Annotated in this window: 15 protein-coding genes; 9 read left to right on the top strand and 6 right to left on the bottom strand. The window is 63.6% G+C overall.

All coding sequences use genetic code 11. The features are described from left to right. Position 1 precedes the first annotated feature (1 nt). The 5 genes from alr to rpsF all read right to left on the bottom strand — a co-directional run bounded on the left by alr (position 2) and on the right by rpsF (position 4,604). A complete protein-coding gene (alr, locus tag C8348_RS15105) occupies positions 2 to 1,156 on the bottom strand; it encodes an alanine racemase (protein WP_198647072.1) in 1,155 nt (384 codons plus the stop codon). A gap of 270 nt (positions 1,157 to 1,426) precedes the next feature. Beyond that, entirely contained in the window at positions 1,427 to 2,911 is a 1,485-nt protein-coding gene (locus C8348_RS15100) for a replicative DNA helicase (protein WP_106754182.1), read from the bottom strand. A gap of 234 nt (positions 2,912 to 3,145) precedes the next feature. Next, complete coding sequence (rplI, locus tag C8348_RS15095; protein WP_106754181.1) at positions 3,146 to 3,715, bottom strand: 50S ribosomal protein L9; 570 nt, start codon at positions 3,713 to 3,715, stop codon at positions 3,146 to 3,148. A gap of 178 nt (positions 3,716 to 3,893) precedes the next feature. After that, positions 3,894 to 4,148: a 30S ribosomal protein S18 gene (rpsR, locus tag C8348_RS15090; RefSeq protein WP_106754180.1), complete on the bottom strand. Its 255-nt coding sequence runs from the start codon at positions 4,146 to 4,148 to the stop codon at positions 3,894 to 3,896. A 6-nt stretch (positions 4,149 to 4,154) separates the two neighbouring features. Further along, positions 4,155 to 4,604 (bottom strand): 30S ribosomal protein S6, encoded by a 450-nt coding sequence (gene rpsF / locus C8348_RS15085; protein WP_106754179.1) that lies wholly within the window; start codon positions 4,602 to 4,604, stop codon positions 4,155 to 4,157. 533 nt (positions 4,605 to 5,137) lie between these two features. Between rpsF and fabD the strand changes: the two genes are divergently transcribed. The 7 genes from fabD to gmk all read left to right on the top strand — a co-directional run bounded on the left by fabD (position 5,138) and on the right by gmk (position 11,809). Further along, positions 5,138 to 6,085, top strand: coding sequence for an ACP S-malonyltransferase (gene fabD / locus C8348_RS15080; protein WP_106754178.1), 948 nt, complete (start codon positions 5,138 to 5,140; stop codon positions 6,083 to 6,085). Positions 6,086 to 6,123: 38 nt separating this feature from the next. Beyond that, the gene (fabG, locus tag C8348_RS15075) at positions 6,124 to 6,861 is read left to right on the top strand and encodes a 3-oxoacyl-[acyl-carrier-protein] reductase (protein WP_106754175.1); all 738 of its coding nucleotides are present in this window, start codon (positions 6,124 to 6,126) and stop codon (positions 6,859 to 6,861) included. 357 nt (positions 6,862 to 7,218) lie between these two features. Then, a complete protein-coding gene (locus tag C8348_RS15070) occupies positions 7,219 to 7,455 on the top strand; it encodes an acyl carrier protein (RefSeq protein ID WP_106754174.1) in 237 nt (78 codons plus the stop codon). 65 nt (positions 7,456 to 7,520) lie between these two features. After that, complete coding sequence (fabF, locus tag C8348_RS15065) at positions 7,521 to 8,783, top strand: beta-ketoacyl-ACP synthase II (protein ID WP_106754172.1); 1,263 nt, start codon at positions 7,521 to 7,523, stop codon at positions 8,781 to 8,783. A gap of 228 nt (positions 8,784 to 9,011) precedes the next feature. After that, positions 9,012 to 10,142, top strand: coding sequence for an endolytic transglycosylase MltG (gene mltG, locus C8348_RS15060; protein WP_106754171.1), 1,131 nt, complete (start codon positions 9,012 to 9,014; stop codon positions 10,140 to 10,142). A gap of 66 nt (positions 10,143 to 10,208) precedes the next feature. After that, positions 10,209 to 11,099, top strand: coding sequence for a YicC/YloC family endoribonuclease (locus C8348_RS15055; RefSeq protein WP_106754170.1), 891 nt, complete (start codon positions 10,209 to 10,211; stop codon positions 11,097 to 11,099). Between the two features lie 5 nt (positions 11,100 to 11,104). Beyond that, entirely contained in the window at positions 11,105 to 11,809 is a 705-nt protein-coding gene (gmk, locus tag C8348_RS15050) for a guanylate kinase (protein WP_106754169.1), read from the top strand. Between the two features lie 251 nt (positions 11,810 to 12,060). Here gmk and C8348_RS15045 read toward each other — a convergent pair whose 3' ends face one another. Continuing rightward, positions 12,061 to 12,732: a TetR/AcrR family transcriptional regulator gene (locus C8348_RS15045; protein WP_106754168.1), complete on the bottom strand. Its 672-nt coding sequence runs from the start codon at positions 12,730 to 12,732 to the stop codon at positions 12,061 to 12,063. A 307-nt stretch (positions 12,733 to 13,039) separates the two neighbouring features. Between C8348_RS15045 and C8348_RS15040 the strand changes: the two genes are divergently transcribed. Together C8348_RS15040 and C8348_RS15035 are read left to right on the top strand one after the other, a co-directional pair. Next, the gene (locus tag C8348_RS15040; RefSeq protein ID WP_208983781.1) at positions 13,040 to 14,296 is read left to right on the top strand and encodes an HlyD family secretion protein; all 1,257 of its coding nucleotides are present in this window, start codon (positions 13,040 to 13,042) and stop codon (positions 14,294 to 14,296) included. A 7-nt stretch (positions 14,297 to 14,303) separates the two neighbouring features. Beyond that, a complete protein-coding gene (locus C8348_RS15035) occupies positions 14,304 to 15,878 on the top strand; it encodes a DHA2 family efflux MFS transporter permease subunit (protein ID WP_106754167.1) in 1,575 nt (524 codons plus the stop codon). Positions 15,879 to 15,929 lie beyond the last annotated feature (51 nt).

The following is a 15,929-nucleotide window of genomic DNA, read 5'->3' as shown; positions in this document are numbered from 1 at the left end:
CTCAGCGGTCCTCTTTTAATGTGGCGGCTGCCGGCGCTTGCAAGGGGGCGTACACCCGCTGATGCCGGTGGCCGAGGCTGGTCAGGAGCTCGTAGTCGATGGTCTCTGCAGTGCCCGCGATATGGGACATGTCGACATCGGGCCCATACAGCTCGACAAAGGCACCGCGCCGGGCAAGTTCCGACGGCACGTCTGTGACATCCACGGCCATCAGATCCATCGAGACCCGGCCGAAGAGTGGCACCTTGTGCCCGGCCAGAACGCCATGGGCGGGTGGTGCGTCATCCGGTCGGGTGTCCGCCCCGCCAGCGCGGCGATGATAACCATCGCCGTATCCTGTCGACAGGATCGCAAGCCGTGTCGGGCGGCGGGTGGTCTGGCCCTGGCCATAGCCAACGGGCACATCAGCCGGGACTTGCCGGATCTGCAGGATCCGCGCCTCCAGTTTGACCACCGTCTGAAGCCGTTCCGGCGCGCCCTCGATGATTTCGCCGCCGTAGAGGGCAATCCCGGGACGGACCATGTCGAAATGATAGTCGGGGCCGAGATGAATACCGGCGGAATTGGCAAGCGAACAGGGCGTGCCTGGAAACAGTTCCTGCAGCGCCTTGAACCGCGCGAGCTGTTGTGCGTTGAAGGGCGAACCGGCCGTCGAGCCGCAGGCCAGGTGGCTCATCACCAGCGTCAGGTCGAAGGCCTGCAGCATCGCGCTGTCGGCGGCGATCCGCCGCGTATCGGCCTCGCTCAGTCCAAGGCGGTTCATGCCGGTGTCGATATGCAGCGCCGCGTCCAGCACCACCTTGCGGCTGCGGCAGAACAGGGCCCATTCCTCCGCTTCCGCCAGCGAGCCAAGCACGGGCCGCAGCCGCGCTTCAGCGTAAATGGGAGCTGCGCCCGGCAGGAGTCCGTTCAGCACATAGATGACGGCGCCGGGCACTTCGCGGCGCAGCACGACGCCTTCTTGCGGCAGGGCGACAAAAAAGGTGCTGCAGCCCGCGCCTGCCAAGGCCCGCGCAACCGGCGCCAGGCCGCAGCCATAGGCATCGGACTTGACCGCGGCAGCGCAGTTCACTGACGCCCCGACCCGCTCTCGCAGCACCTGCCAATTTGCGGCAATCGCATCAGTGTCGATGGTCAGGCGGCTGCCATGCACCATGCTGTCCGCATCACCGTCAGCCCCGGCTTCTGGCCGCAGGCCAGGCGATGCAGATGGCGATCTGGTTTGTTTGGTGACTGGCGTCATGCTTGGCGGTCTTGTCCGGCGATGCGTCGACAGGAAGGCGAATCGTGGCCCAGGCGGTTGAGGCCATCATAAAGACCTTAAGGCGGAATTTCGCCATTTGCCTTTGCCCAGAACAAAGATACCCGGACAACGCCGCCACCCGGGATTGTCCAAGGCCTGACAAGGCCGCAGTTGTCGGGGGATTTACTCCATCCGTTCGGGCAGATACTGGTCTTCGGCCAGATCCGAGAAGCGGGTGAACTCGCCCTGGAAGTGCAGCTGTGCCGTGCCGGTCGGGCCGTGACGCTGCTTGGCGATGATGATTTCAGCCTTGCCTTTCAGGCGGTCCATCTTGTCCTTCCAGACTTCGTATTCCGGGGTGCCTTCCTCCGGCTCGGTCTTGCTCATGTAATATTCCTCCCGGAACACGAACATGACCACGTCGGCGTCCTGCTCGATCGAGCCTGATTCGCGCAGGTCCGACAGCTGCGGCCGCTTGTCTTCGCGCGATTCCACCTGACGCGAGAGCTGGGACAGGGCGATGATCGGAACGTTCAGTTCCTTCGCCAGTGCCTTCAGGCCGGTGGTGATCTCGGTGATTTCCTGGACGCGGTTTCCGCTGTTCTTCTGCGAGCCGGAGAGGAGCTGGATATAGTCGACGATGAGCAGGTCGAGGCCGCGCTGGCGCTTGAGGCGGCGGGCACGGGCTACCAGCGAGGCAATGGAAATGCCACCGGTTTGGTCGACATAGAGCGGCACGGTCTGCATGTGCTGGGCGCAAGCCGCAAGCTTCTCGAACTCGGCCTCGGTGATGTCACCGCGGCGGATCTTGGACGAGGAAATCTCGGCCTGTTCGGAAATGATACGGGTTGCGAGCTGCTCGGCCGACATTTCCAGCGAGAAGAAGCCGACGACACCGCCGTTCATCGTCTTCATCGTCCCGTCTGGCTGCTCTTCGGCCATGAAGGCCTGAGCCACGTTGAAGGCGATGTTGGTGGCCAGCGACGTTTTGCCCATGGCGGGACGTCCAGCCAGCACGATCAAGTCGGAATGCTGCAAGCCGCCCATGAGCCGGTCGAGATCGGTCAGCCCCGAGGAGATGCCCGACAACGCGCCTTCGCGGTTATAGGCAGCATGCGCCATCTGGATGGTTTCGGTGAGCGCGTCGCTGAAGGAGACGAAGCCACCTTCGCTGCGGCCCGTTTCCGCCAGTTCGAACAGACGGCGCTCGGCATCGTCGATCTGCTGGTTCGGCGGCATGTCAATCGGCGCGTCAAAGGCGATGTTGACCATGTCCTCGCCGATGCGGATCAGGTTGCGGCGCACGGCAAGGTCGTAGATGGTGCGGCCGTAATCCTCCGCATTGATGATCGAGGCCGCGTCGGCGGCAAGGCGCAGGAAATACTGCGTCGCGCTCAGGTCGGCGATCTTGGTATCTGCGGGATAGAAGGTCTTCAGCGTGATCGGCGACGCGGTCTTGCCGGCGCGGATCAGCTGGCCGATCTTCTCGTAAATGTCCTTGTGCGGGGGCAGGAAGAAATGGTGCGCTTCGAGAAAGTCCGAGACGCGATAGTAGGTCTCGTTGTTCACCAGGATCGCGCCAAGCAGCTGGCGTTCGGCCTCCGCATTATGCGGCGCGACGCGCAGACTGTCGCTGGCAGCCTCGATCTTCTGAATGTTGCCTTTCATGGGGTCCCCCGCCTGTCGCACCCCTTCGTTTAGCGGGGATGGCGAGACAGGAAAAGGCGGGAGTGAAGGATCTGTTAATATCCTTCCCGCACCTCAGATCAGCGGGGACAACTGTCGTTTTCCGCCTTGACGTCCTTGCCCGAGGGGCCGCGCCCTGACCTATCCGGCAAACGAAAAACGGCGCCCGCAAGGGGCGCCGTCGTTCAGGTCTTCGCTGATGCGCAGACCAGAAGATCAGGCGTTGTCGCCTTCGCCTTCGATCTCGTCGTCACCGTCCTCGGCTTCATCTTCTTCAAACTCGAAGATGTCCTGTTCGCGGCCGGTCAGGTCTTCACCGGTTGCCTGGCGCGCGGCTTCGTCGGCCGAACGGGCAACGTTGATGTTGATCGTGACTTCGACTTCCGGGTGCAGCGCAACGATGACGCTGTGCAGGCCGATGTTCTTGATCGGCGCGGACAGAACCACCTGGGTACGGGCAACCGTGAAGCCGCCGGCGGTTGCAACTTCGGCGATGTCGCGGGTCGAGACCGAGCCGTACAGCTGGCCGGTTTCAGAGGCCGAGCGGATGACTACGAAGGTCTGGCCCTTCAGGGTCTCGCCAACAGCCTCGGCGTCCTTGCGGCGCTCCAGGTTGCGGGCTTCGAGCTGAACGCGGTCAGCTTCGAACTTGGCGAGGTTTGCCTTGTTGGCGCGCAGCGCCTTGCCCTGCGGCAGCAGGAAGTTACGGGCGTAACCGTCGCGGACGCGAACCTTGTCGCCCATCTGGCCAAGCTTGGCCACGCGTTCAAGCAGAATGACTTCCATTGGACTTCTCCAGTCGGTCTGTCCCACGGACAACACGGTCCGCGGTTAGAGGCCGAGCACCAGCCCGTCGGCCCCAATCCGGGATTGCCAGGTTTTACGCCGACAGCGTCAGGTCTTAAACTGACAAGGTCGCGGCAAGGAAAACCCCGCCGCGACCTGAACCGGGACAGGCCCGGGATTACTTGATGACGAAGGGCAGCAGCGACAGGATGCGGGCGCGCTTGATGGCGCGGGCCAGCTCACGCTGCTTCTTCGCGGAAACCGCAGTGATGCGGCTCGGAACGATCTTGCCGCGCTCGGAAATGTAGCGCTGCAGCAGACGGATGTCCTTGTAGTCGATGACCGGGGCACCGTTGCCGGTGAACGGGCAGGTCTTGCGACGACGGAAGAACGGACGACGGGTCTGGGACTGGGTCTGGGCGATTTCGGACATTGTCAATTACTCCGCATCTGCACGGCGGGGACCACGGTCACCGCGGTCACCACGAGCCGGACGGTCGCCACGATCCGGGCGGTCACTGCGCTCACCGCCAAAGCGGTCGTCGCGGCGGCGACGGTCGTCACGGTCGCGCTTCTGCATCATGGCAGACTGTTCTTCGTCATGTGCTTCGACCTTGATGGTCATGAAGCGCAGGACGTCTTCGTTGAGGCCCATCTGGCGTTCCATCTCGGCAATCGCGGCATGCGGTGCGTCGATGTTCATCAGGGTGTAGTGAGCCTTGCGGTTCTTCTTGACGCGGTAGGCGAGGGAGCGCAGGCCCCAGGTCTCGATCTTGCCGACCTTGCCACCGTTGGTCTCAAGGAGACCCTTGTACTGCTCGACGAGCTGCTCGACCTGCTGGGTCGACACGTCCTGGCGGGCCAGGAACACGTGTTCATAAAGCGGCATGTGTTGATTGCCTTTCTAAGTGTCAATCGGACAGAACCTGGCGCAAAGCCTCAACGTGCCTACGGAAAGGTACGTATAAGTCCTACGAGAGCGGAGACACGGGAAGGCGGATCCCTTACGATCCTGATGCACCGACAAGGCACATCCTTCCGTTCAGCCACCAGCCAAGGTTCCGGACGAGCCCGCTCTATACAGGAACTTTGCCGGATTGCAAGACGAATGGCGCTCCAAAGCCGGTCAAGGTGTGACAAGGGCGGGTTTGGCCATGGAGCTAGAAAGGCTCTGTGCGGGGAAACGAGGGATCGGGTCCTGCATTCCTGGACCCTGACCAAGGGAAAGCCACGGAAATCTAGGGGTGCATTGGGGGGCAGTCGCCCTGCAAGACTTGACAGCGGGCCAGTGCCCGGACCATAGCGGCGCAAAGAACGGTTGTATTCTGGCCCAAATGGCGCTGCTGCGTCAGGGGTGAGTGCAACCTGAACAGGATAACAAGGGCCGGGCGGATCACGCCTCGCCGCTGCGGAGGCACAGGCATGAGCGTTGCTTTCATCTTCCCCGGGCAGGGCAGCCAGGACATCGGCATGGGCAAGGAACTGGCTGACGCCTTTCCGCAAGCCCGGGCCGTGTTTGAAGAAGTCGACGCCGCGCTTGGCCAGAAGCTGTCCGAGTTGATGTGGTCGGGCGAGAAGGATGAACTGACGCTGACCGCGAACGCCCAGCCGGCGCTGATGGCCGTTAGTCTGGCCGCCATGAAAGCCATGGAATCGCGTGGCATCGAGCTGAAGGCAAGCGCTGCCTATGTCGCCGGGCATTCCCTGGGTGAATATTCGGCCCTGGCTGCCGCCGGAAGCCTGAGCATTGGCGATGCGGCGCGGCTGCTGCGCTTGCGCGGAACTGCCATGCAGGCGGCGGTTCCGGTCGGGGTCGGCGCCATGGCGGCCCTGCTGGGCCTCGATTTCGACGTTGCCCGAGAAGTGGCGGCAGAGGCAAGCGCACCCGGCGAGGTGTGCGAGGCGGCGAATGACAACGCGCCGGGGCAGGTGGTCGTCTCCGGCCACAAGGCCGCTGTCGAACGGGCCCTGGAAATTGCCAAGGGCCGGGGAGGGCGCCGTGCCGTTCTGCTTCCCGTGTCTGCCCCGTTCCATTGTTCCCTGATGCAGCCGGCGGCCGACGCGATGGCTGCAGCGCTTGCGGATGTCACCATTCACGCGCCGAAGGTGCCGCTTGTGGCCAATGTCCTGGCCGCACCGATCAGCGATCCGGACGAGATCCGGGCGCGCCTCGTCGAGCAGGTGACCGGCACCGTGCGCTGGCGCGAATCCATCGAGTGGATGGCCGGCCAGGGTGTGGATACTTTTGTGGAAATCGGGGCAGGCAAGGTGCTGACCGGCATGGTCAAGCGTATTGCCAAGGACGCGGGCGGCCTGGCCGTGAATGCGCCGGCCGATATCGATGCCCTGCTTGAAAAACTGAACGGCTGAGTGGCCCTTGCCGAAGTCGAACGAGGAAGGAAGAAGCAATGTTCAACCTGACCGACAGGATGGCCCTCGTCACCGGCGCGACCGGCGGGATCGGCGAAGCCATCGCCCGTGCCCTGCACGCCCAGGGCGCGACCGTGACCCTGTCTGGCACGCGCGCCGAAAAGCTGGAAGCCCTGGCTGCCGATCTTGGCGAACGGGTGCACGTGGCTCCGGCCAACCTGTCTGATCGCGCTGCAGTCGAGGGGCTCATCCCTGCGGCTGAAGCTGCAATGGGCCGGGTCGACATTCTCGTCAACAACGCCGGGATCACCCGCGACAACATCTTCATGCGGATGAAGGACGAGGAGTGGGACCAGGTGCTGGAAGTGAACCTGACCTCCGGGTTCCATCTCTGCCGTGCCGCGATCAAGGGCATGATGAAGCGCCGCCACGGCCGCATCATCGGCATTGCCTCGGTCGTCGGCATCACCGGCAATCCGGGCCAGGCGAACTATGCCGCGGCCAAGGCCGGCATGATCGGCATGTACAAGTCGGTTGCCCGCGAGATTGCCAGCCGCGCCGTCACGGTCAACACCATCGCGCCCGGCTTTATCGAGACGGCGATGACCGATGTGCTGAACGACAAGCAGAAAGAATCGATTCTGGGCAGCGTCCCGGCCGGACGGCTGGGGACGGCGCATGAAATCGCCGCCGCAGCCGTCTATCTGGCCAGCGACGAGGCCGGCTACATGACAGGTCAGACCCTGCATGTGAACGGCGGCATGGCGATGATCTGATATCCGAGCTGCCGGCGATCCGGCCCTTTGCCGGGCTGGTCCACAGCACGGTTGTTCAGCCACTATAAGGTGCTGATGCACCAGCATCATTGCATCTGTACAAGAGTTTTCGATTGCCGGTGGAACACGTTGTTCCCTGGCGTTTCAAGCCCTGGGTCGGCGGCTGGTAATGCCCTACAAAGTGTGTTACCTAGCCGCCGATTATTCTGGACAGATCAACGGACTGGCCTATTTTCTTTGGTCATGCCCGGCGATTGGCCCGGATATCTCCCGAGCGAGCACTTGTGGATTTCTGAAATATGCCCAAGATGCGCTGGCACGGGTGACCGGTTCGTAAAAACCACCGAGGTAAGTAAAATGAGCGATATCGCGGAACGTGTGAAGAAGATCGTTATCGAGCACCTGGGCGTCGATTCCGAGAAGGTAGTCCTGGGCGCGAGCTTCATCGACGACCTCGGCGCAGACAGCCTTGACACTGTTGAACTCGTCATGGCGTTCGAAGAAGAATTCGGCGTTGAAATCCCGGATGATGCAGCCGAGACGATCCTGACCGTCGGTGACGCTGTCAGCTTCCTGGAAAAGAACGCCGGTTAATCCGGTTCTCCCCCTGACCTTACGGGCAGCAGCGTTCGCGCTGCGCCCGAACCATGTGCGGGCTTATGAGACGAGTCGTCGTTACCGGTATGGGCATGGTCACTCCGCTTGGATGCGGAGTTGACGTGACCTGGAAGAAGATCCTCGAAGGTCAGAGCGGGGCGCGTCGCGTCACCGGCTTTGAGAGCGACGATCTTGCCTGTCAGATTGCGTGTCAGATCCCGCGCGATCCTTCGGTCGAGGGGGCCTACAACCCGGATGACTGGATGGATCCGAAAGAGCAGCGCAAGGTCGACGATTTCATCGTCTATGCCATGGCTGCCGCGGACCAGGCCCTTGCCGATGCCAACTGGAAGCCATCGACTTACGACGAGCAGACCCGCTCGGGCGTGTTGATCGGCTCCGGCATCGGCGGCCTCCAGGGCATCGAGGAAGCGGCCAATATCCTGCGGGACAAGGGCCCGCGCCGCATCAGCCCGTTTTTCATTCCCGGTCGTTTGATCAACCTGGCCGGCGGCCAGGTGTCGATCCGGCACGGGCTCAAGGGACCGAACCACGCGGTCGTCACAGCCTGCTCTACAGGTGCGCATGCCATTGGCGATGCGGCCCGGTTGATTGCCTTTGGCGATGCCGACGTGATGGTGGCCGGTGGAACGGAATCACCGATCTGCCGTCTGTCACTGGCCGGCTTTGCCGCCTGCCGCGCGCTTTCCACAAGTTACAACGATCAGCCGGCCAAGGCATCACGCCCGTATGACAAGGACCGTGATGGCTTCGTCATGGGCGAGGGAGCCGGTGTTGTCGTGCTTGAAGAGTACGACCATGCAGTTGCCCGTGGCGCTCGGATTTATGCCGAGGTCATCGGCTACGGCCTGTCCGGCGATGCGTTCCATATCACGGCCCCGTCCGAAGATGGCGATGGCGCCTTCCGCTGCATGAGCGCCGCCCTGAAGCGGGCCGGCGTCATGGCCAGCGATATCGACTACGTCAATGCCCATGGTACGTCGACAATGGCCGATACGATTGAACTGGGCGCTGTCGAGCGACTGGTCGGCAATGCCGCCAACCGCCTGACCATGTCGTCCACGAAGTCGTCGATCGGACATCTGCTTGGCGCTGCCGGTGCCGTCGAGGCGATCTTCTCGATCCTGGCCATCCGTGACAGCATCGTTCCGCCGACGCTCAACCTCGACAATCCGTCTGTCGAGACCGAGATCGACCTGGTTGCGCACAAGGCCAAGCCGATGAATGTCGACATTGCGCTGTCGAACTCGTTCGGCTTCGGCGGCACGAATGCCTCGCTGGTGTTCCGCAAGGTCGCGGCCTGAGGCAAGATCCGGCGTCTGGTCCCGGGCTGGGCAGTTCTTGCCATCCGGGACTGACCTACCAATCGCTGTTTCGCCCCAATCGGCAGGTTTAAGGTCGATAGGGCGATTGGCCCGGGTCCTGGGTTGTCCAGCGCCCCCTCGACAACACGCAGGCCTCTGGACGTCCGGCGCTTCCATCTGGGCGCAGGACGGGGAGGCGCGGACTGATCCTGAGGAACGAGCGAGCCTATGCGACTGAAGCCGAAAAGCCCGCGCGAAGCGATTCAGCCGGACAAGGCCCCCGAGCCGCCAACCCGTTCGCGCCATGTGCGTAATCCGTTCGTCATTCTCGTGAACCTGATTCTCAGCAGCGTCGTCCTGATGATGCTGGCTGCAGGGGCCGCGCTCTATTGGGGCAAGACCCAGTTCGATGCCACCGGCCCCCTCGCGGCAGACCAAACCGTCATCATTTCCTCCGGACAAGGCCTCAGCACGATTGCCGAGACCCTTGAGGCGAACAACGTCATTTCCAATGCCTGGGTGTTCGATGTCGGGGTTCGCGCCTACAAGAACGCCGGACGGCTGAAAGCCGGGGAGTATGCTTTCAAGGCCGGCGTCTCCATGCAGGACGTCATGAAGGATCTGGTCGAGGGCAATGCCGTCACGCATGCAGTGACCATCCCGGAAGGCTGGTCGACGGCCCAGATCGTGGCACGACTGCGCGAAAACGCGATCCTTACGGGCGAAATCACGGCCATCCCGGACGAGGGCGCCCTGTTGCCGGAAACCTATACCTTTACCCGCGGCGCCTCACGCCAGCAAATCCTCGACCAGATGGCGGCTGCACAGACGAAGCTTCTCAAGGAAGTCTGGGGACGCCGGACAGAGGGCCTGCCGATCAAGACGCCTGAAGAACTGGTGATTCTTGCCTCCATCGTGGAAAAGGAAACTGCCCGGGCGGATGAACGGCCACGCGTCGCTGGCGTGTTCGTCAACCGGCTGAACAAGTCGATGCCGCTGCAGTCCGACCCGACCATCGTTTACGGCATTCATGGCGGCGAGGCCTGGACTCGTGACCGCTCGGCGATCACGCGGGCCGATCTGGATCGCAAGACCCCTTACAACACCTACCAGATCCCGGCACTGCCCCCCGGTCCCATCGGCAACCCCGGCCGGGCGGCCATGGAGGCCGTGGCCAATCCGTCGCGGACCAAGGAGCTGTATTTCGTCGCTGATGGCACGGGCGGGCATGTCTTTGCCGAGACCTACGAGCAGCACCAGGCCAATGTACGCAAGTGGCGCGAGATCGAGCGCAACCTGCGCAGCCAGCAGGGCCAGCAGGCCCCCACAGCTCCGGCCGCACCCGCGACGCAGAACTAGGCCGCCACCGGCAGGGCCACTGGCAGGGCCGGTGGCGGCATCCGAAAGCGCGAAGGACAGGACATCATGGCACTGGCCAGCATGACCGGGTTTGCCCGGGTCGAGGGCTCCCATGGCGGCGCCCGGTGGACGTGGGAACTGCGATCGGTCAATGGCAAGAACCTCGACCTGCGCCTGCGGTTGCCCGCCGGGATGGAGGAGCTTGAGGCCAGCCTGAAGGCACGGGCCGGGCAGGTTCTGGCGCGTGGCAACGTGTCCGCCAACCTGTCGCTGCAGCGCGAGCAGGGCGGGGCAGTGCTTGCAGTAAACGAGGCCGCGCTTGAAGCTGTCCTGCGTGCGATCCAGGTGTTGCACCGCCGGCTTCCGGATGCTGCCCCGCCGACGCTGGACGGGATCCTCGCGCATAAGGGTGTGTTGGAACTCATAGAACCGGAAGAGGACGAGGTGGCCCGTCTTGCCCTTCAGGCGGCCGTTTCCGAAAGCTTCGATATCGCGCTGGCGGGACTGGTCGACATGCGTCTCAGTGAAGGGGCGACCATCGCGCAGGTGCTGGACACTCATCTCAACACCATTGCCGCCGCAACACAGGCAGCCGAAGCGCTCCCGGCGCGGCAGCTTGAGGCGATCAAGGCGCGGCTGAAGTCCCAGCTGGAAGAACTGGTCGCCGCAGTTCCTGCGCTCGATCCCCAGCGCCTGGCACAGGAGGCAGCCTTGCTGGCCACCAAGGCCGACGTGCGCGAGGAACTGGATCGCCTCAGGGCCCATGTAGACGCCGCGCGCAAGCTGCTGGCGACCGGCGGCCCGATCGGCCGCAAGCTCGATTTCCTGGCGCAGGAATTCAACCGCGAAGCCAACACACTGTGTTCCAAGTCGAATGATGTGGCGCTCACCGCCATCGGACTGGAGCTGAAAGCGGTGATCGACCAGCTTCGCGAACAGGTTCAGAACTTGGAGTGACCCCGATGGCAGATGCGCAAAAGTCGCAAGCCGGTACAGTCGTGACTGCGGACGCTGCCGAGGCCAGCCGGCGCGGCCTCATGCTGGTATTGTCGTCGCCGTCCGGCGCGGGCAAGTCGACCATCGCCCGGCTGCTACTGGAGCGGGAAGACAATCTCGAACTGTCGATCTCGGTGACGACCCGGCCCCGTCGCAGCAGCGAGATCGACGGCGTGCACTATCATTTCATCACCCGCGAGCGCTTCGAGCAGATGCGCGACCGCGGCGAATTACTGGAATGGGCCGAAGTGCATGGCAATTACTACGCCACGCCGCGCGATCCGGTCGAGAAAGCGCTCGGTGAGGGCAGGGACGTCCTGTTCGACATCGACATCCAGGGCACGTTCCAGCTCTATGAGCGCATGCGCGAGGACGTGGTCTCGGTCTTCATCCTGCCGCCGTCCATCGCCGAGATGAAGTCCAGGCTGCATCGCCGGGCAGAGGACACCGAGGATGTCATCCTGCGCCGCCTGAAAACGGCTGTCGGCGAGATGCGGCACTGGAGCGAATACGACTATGTCGTCGTCAACGAGGATCTTGCCCGCGCCTATGAGGCAGTCCGGGCGATCCTGAAGGCCGAACGCCACAAACGCGCCCGCTCCGCCGCCATCGGCCAATTCATCGAAGGCATGGTCGGAGACCTGCATGGGGAACTGGGCGGCGAAAGCTGAGCGGACAGGGCAGGATACGTCCCAGACCGGCGCCGGATTGCCGTTCGCGGGCTTTTTTGGCAGTCTCGTCAGAGCAACCAGATGCCGTTCTCGATAGCAGGAGCGACGAGGGCCTTGTTTTCGGCGCTCTCGTAGAAGCCGATGAGGAAGTCGCGAAAAATCTCTCGCGTGCAGGCGCATGTCCCGATCGGAGCCAAGAGACAATCAGGGCGCAAAAGAAGGCGCAGGGCAGGGGGAATGGCGGGGCCGTTTCAGCCCGCACGAGCATAGGCGCGCAAGAAGACGCGGACGGCGGCGTTGACCGTTGCGGTTCGCTCCGTGTCGGTCGGTGCGTCACCGACGTTCAGCAGCATGCGGCGCAGGGTGCCGGCGATGCACAGGTCTAGGAAATGCCAGGCGGCAACGTCCTCGTCTTCGATGTCCAGGGCGCCGGCGGCGATATGCGGACGCAGGAAATCCTTGAGGTTTTCGCGGCCGCGCAGCGGGCCTTCCTCATAGAGCAGGCGGCCGAAGTCGGGGAACTTCTCGGTGGCGCCGATGACCATGCGCAGCATCGAGATCATGTCCGGCTGCATCATTCTGGCCAGATACAGGTCGGCGATGGTCTTGAGGTCATGTTCCAGGTCGCCGATGGTCGCCGGGATCTGCAGGCAGCTTTCCGGCTGGTCTAAACGGTCCTTCAGGATCAGCGCCTTGAACAGGGCTTCCTTGCTGTCGAAATAGACGTAGAGCGTGCCCTTTGACACGCCGGCCTCCCGGGCGACCGCATCCATGCTGGTGCCGTCGAAGCCGTTGGCCCGGAACACGCGGCGCGCGCCGTCGAGGATCTGATACCGTTTGGCATTGTCCTGCCGGTCATCTGCCGGCGTGGCATCTTGCGTGGCTGCCGGCGCTGCATCCGGCCTGGTGGCTCCGCGTGTCATGTCGTGTCCATGGTTAAAGGGCTGGGGTGCTGCCGTTTGTCCCGGTTCGTACGTATCTGGCCCGATCCTGTCAAACCCCGAGACCCGATCTGGCGGAAGAGTGCCAGATTCGCGGTCTCTTCCTGCCAGACTGCCCCGATTTTTCCAGTTGCCCCGACGAGCGTGCACGGGGAGGGGGCGCTTTTTGCCGATGTCCGGCCTCTTGCAAGGGAGCGGGCACAGCGCTATAAGCCATTGACCGAACCGTTCAGTCAATACGCAATGCTCCTTCTGGCGCGCAGTGCGGTTCCAAGGAAAGTTTACGCCTGTGTCCGACAGCGTTCCCGCCTCGATTGACACTTCCGCTGCACCTTCAGCAGCAGAACCGGATCGCCGCTCGCCCCACGCGACGGCGACGGGCGGCGGATCTCCGACAGGTCAACCGGAAGCACATTCCCCCACCCGTGCCCGGAACAACCCCGGAGATCCGTCGCCGATCCCCTCCGACCGCAGCCGCCGCAAGGCGAAGGCGAAGACGATTGTCAGCGTGCTGGCGCTTGCCGCGTTCGGCGGTGTGTCCTGGGCCGGTTACGGCTGGTGGACCGAGGGCCGTTTCATGGAGACCACCGATGACGCTTATGTCGCGGTGGATATCACCGGCGTTCTGTCCAAGGTTTCGGGCTATGTCGCGGCCATCGAGGTGAGCGACAACCAGCGCGTTGCGGCCGGCGACATACTGGCCCGCATCGATGACGGTGACTATCGGCTGGCCGTGCAGGGGGCGCGGGACCAGATTGCCAGCGCCGAGGCGACGGTTGACCGCATTTCGAGCCAGATCGGCGCTGCCCACGCCTCGGTCGACCAGGCCACCGCGACCGTCGCAGCCATGCAGGCCCGGGCGGACGAGGCGCGCGCCAACCACGACCGTCAGATCCGGCTGACCGAAGGCAAGGTGACGAGCCAGGCGTCACTGGATGGAGCCGTCGCCAATCTCCACAGCAGTGAAGCCAACCTGAGGAGCGCGGAGGCCGCTGTTGCCGTGGCGCGCGCCAACATCCTCGTGCTGGAAGGCCAGAAGCGGGAGGCCGAGCAGGCCATCGCCGCGGCCCGCACCAAGCTGGAAAAGGCCGAGTATGACCTCAGCTTCACCGTCATCCGCGCGCCCGTCGCGGGCATCGTCAGCAATCGGGCGGCGCAGGTTGGCACGTTGCTGCAGCCGGGCAACCGGGTTGCGGCCATCGTGCCGCTGACCGACACCCGCATTGACGCCAATTTCAAGGAAACCCAGCTCGGCCACATCCGCCCTGGTGCCCAGGTGGCGGTGAAGGTGGATGCCTATCCGGGACTGGTGCTGGAGGCGACCGTCGACAGCATATCGCCGGCGACAGGCTCGGTGTTCTCGCTGCTGCCGTCGGAGAATGCCACGGGCAACTTCACCAAGGTGGTGCAACGCGTGCCCGTTCGCATCACCGTGCCGATGAGCCAGAAGGGCGCCGATGCCCTGCGTGCCGGCATGTCGGTGGTGGTGGACGTGGACACCCGCACGGGCGCAGCCGATCCCGCCGCCACGGCCAGCCTGCACTAGGCCGGCCATGACCAGCGCGGCGGCAACCAGCAGTGACGCGCCAAGCCGGGGCGGGGAAGGGCGCAAGCTTTTCACCTTCCTCTGCATGGTCTTCGGCATGTTCATGGCGATCCTGGACATCCAGATTGTCTCGGCGTCGCTTGCCGAAATCCAGGCAGGACTGGCGGCATCCTCCGACGACATTCCCTGGATCCAGACCAGTTACCTGATCGCCGAAGTGATCATGATCCCGCTGTCCGGCTACCTGTCGCGGATGCTGTCGACGCGCTGGATGTTCACGATCTCGGCCGCCGGCTTCACCTTGATGAGCCTGATGTGCGCGACCGCCACCTCCATCGAGGAAATGATCGTCTGGCGCGCGCTGCAGGGCTTTCTCGGCGGCGGCATGATCCCGACGGTGTTTGCCACGGCCTATCTCATCTTCCCGCGCGAGAAGTTCAACGTCATCTCGCCGATCATCGGCCTCGTGGCGACGCTTGCGCCCACCATCGGTCCGACGCTTGGCGGCTACATCACCGACTACGGCTCGTGGCACTGGCTGTTCCTGATCAACGTGGTGCCCGGCATCTTCGTGACGCTCGCCGCCGTGACGCTCATCGACTTCGACAAGCCGGACCTCAGCCTGTTCGACCATTTCGACTGGGTGGGCTTTGCCGCCATGGCGGTGTTCCTCGGCTCGCTGGAATTCGTGCTGGAGGAAGGCAACGGCGAGGACTGGTTCCAGAGCGAGGAAATCGTTCTGTTCACGGCCGTCATGCTGATGGGCGCCGCCGTGTTCTTCTGGCGCGCGTTCACCGCCCGCGAGCCGGTGGTGGATCTGACGGCCTTTTCCAACAAGAACTTCGCCATGGGCAGCCTGTTCAGCTTCGTGCTTGGCATTGGGCTCTACGGGCTCACCTACCTTTATCCCGTCTATCTGGCGGGCGTGCGCGGATACACGTCACTGCAGATCGGCGAGACGATGTTCGTCAGCGGCCTCGCCATGTTCCTGACCGCGCCTCTGGCCGGCCGGTTGATGTCGGTGCTGGATCCGCGCGTGATGATGGGCATCGGCTTTGCAGGGTTTGCCGCCGGCACCTGGCTGATGACCGGCATCACGCAGGACTGGGATTTCTACGAGCTGCTGCTGCCGCAGATCCTGCGCGGCTCGTCGCTGATGCTGTGCATGGTGCCGATCAACAACATCGCGCTCGGCATGCTGCCGCCCCAGATGATCAAGAATGCTTCCGGTCTGTTCAACCTGACGCGCAACCTGGGCGGTGCGGTTGGCCTTGCCATCATCAACACGGTGCTGAGCCAGCGGCAGGATTTCCACTACGCGCGGCTGCAGGAAAGCGTCAACGGCGCGCGGGCCCCGGTGACCGAAACGCTCGCCGGCCTGACCCAGACCTATCAGAGCCTCGGCGATGATGCGGCCACTGCGGCGCTGAAGGCACTGAGCGGCATGGTGACGAAACAGGCGTTCCTGATGTCCTTCATCGACGTGTTCCTGATCCTGACGCTGCTGTTCCTGTCGCTGCTGGCGACGATCTTCTTCGTTGAACGGCCCAAACCCATGGGCGGCGGGGGCGGGGGCCACTGAGCGGGCATCCGCATTCGCACCGGCAGACACGGGGCGAATCCGGTAGGCTCG

The organism is Pannonibacter carbonis, assembly GCF_003012935.1.
GTDB classification, from domain to species: domain Bacteria; phylum Pseudomonadota; class Alphaproteobacteria; order Rhizobiales; family Stappiaceae; genus Pannonibacter; species Pannonibacter carbonis.
Note: the sequence above shows the minus strand (reverse complement) of the source record. Positions and strands in the feature narration are given on the sequence as shown.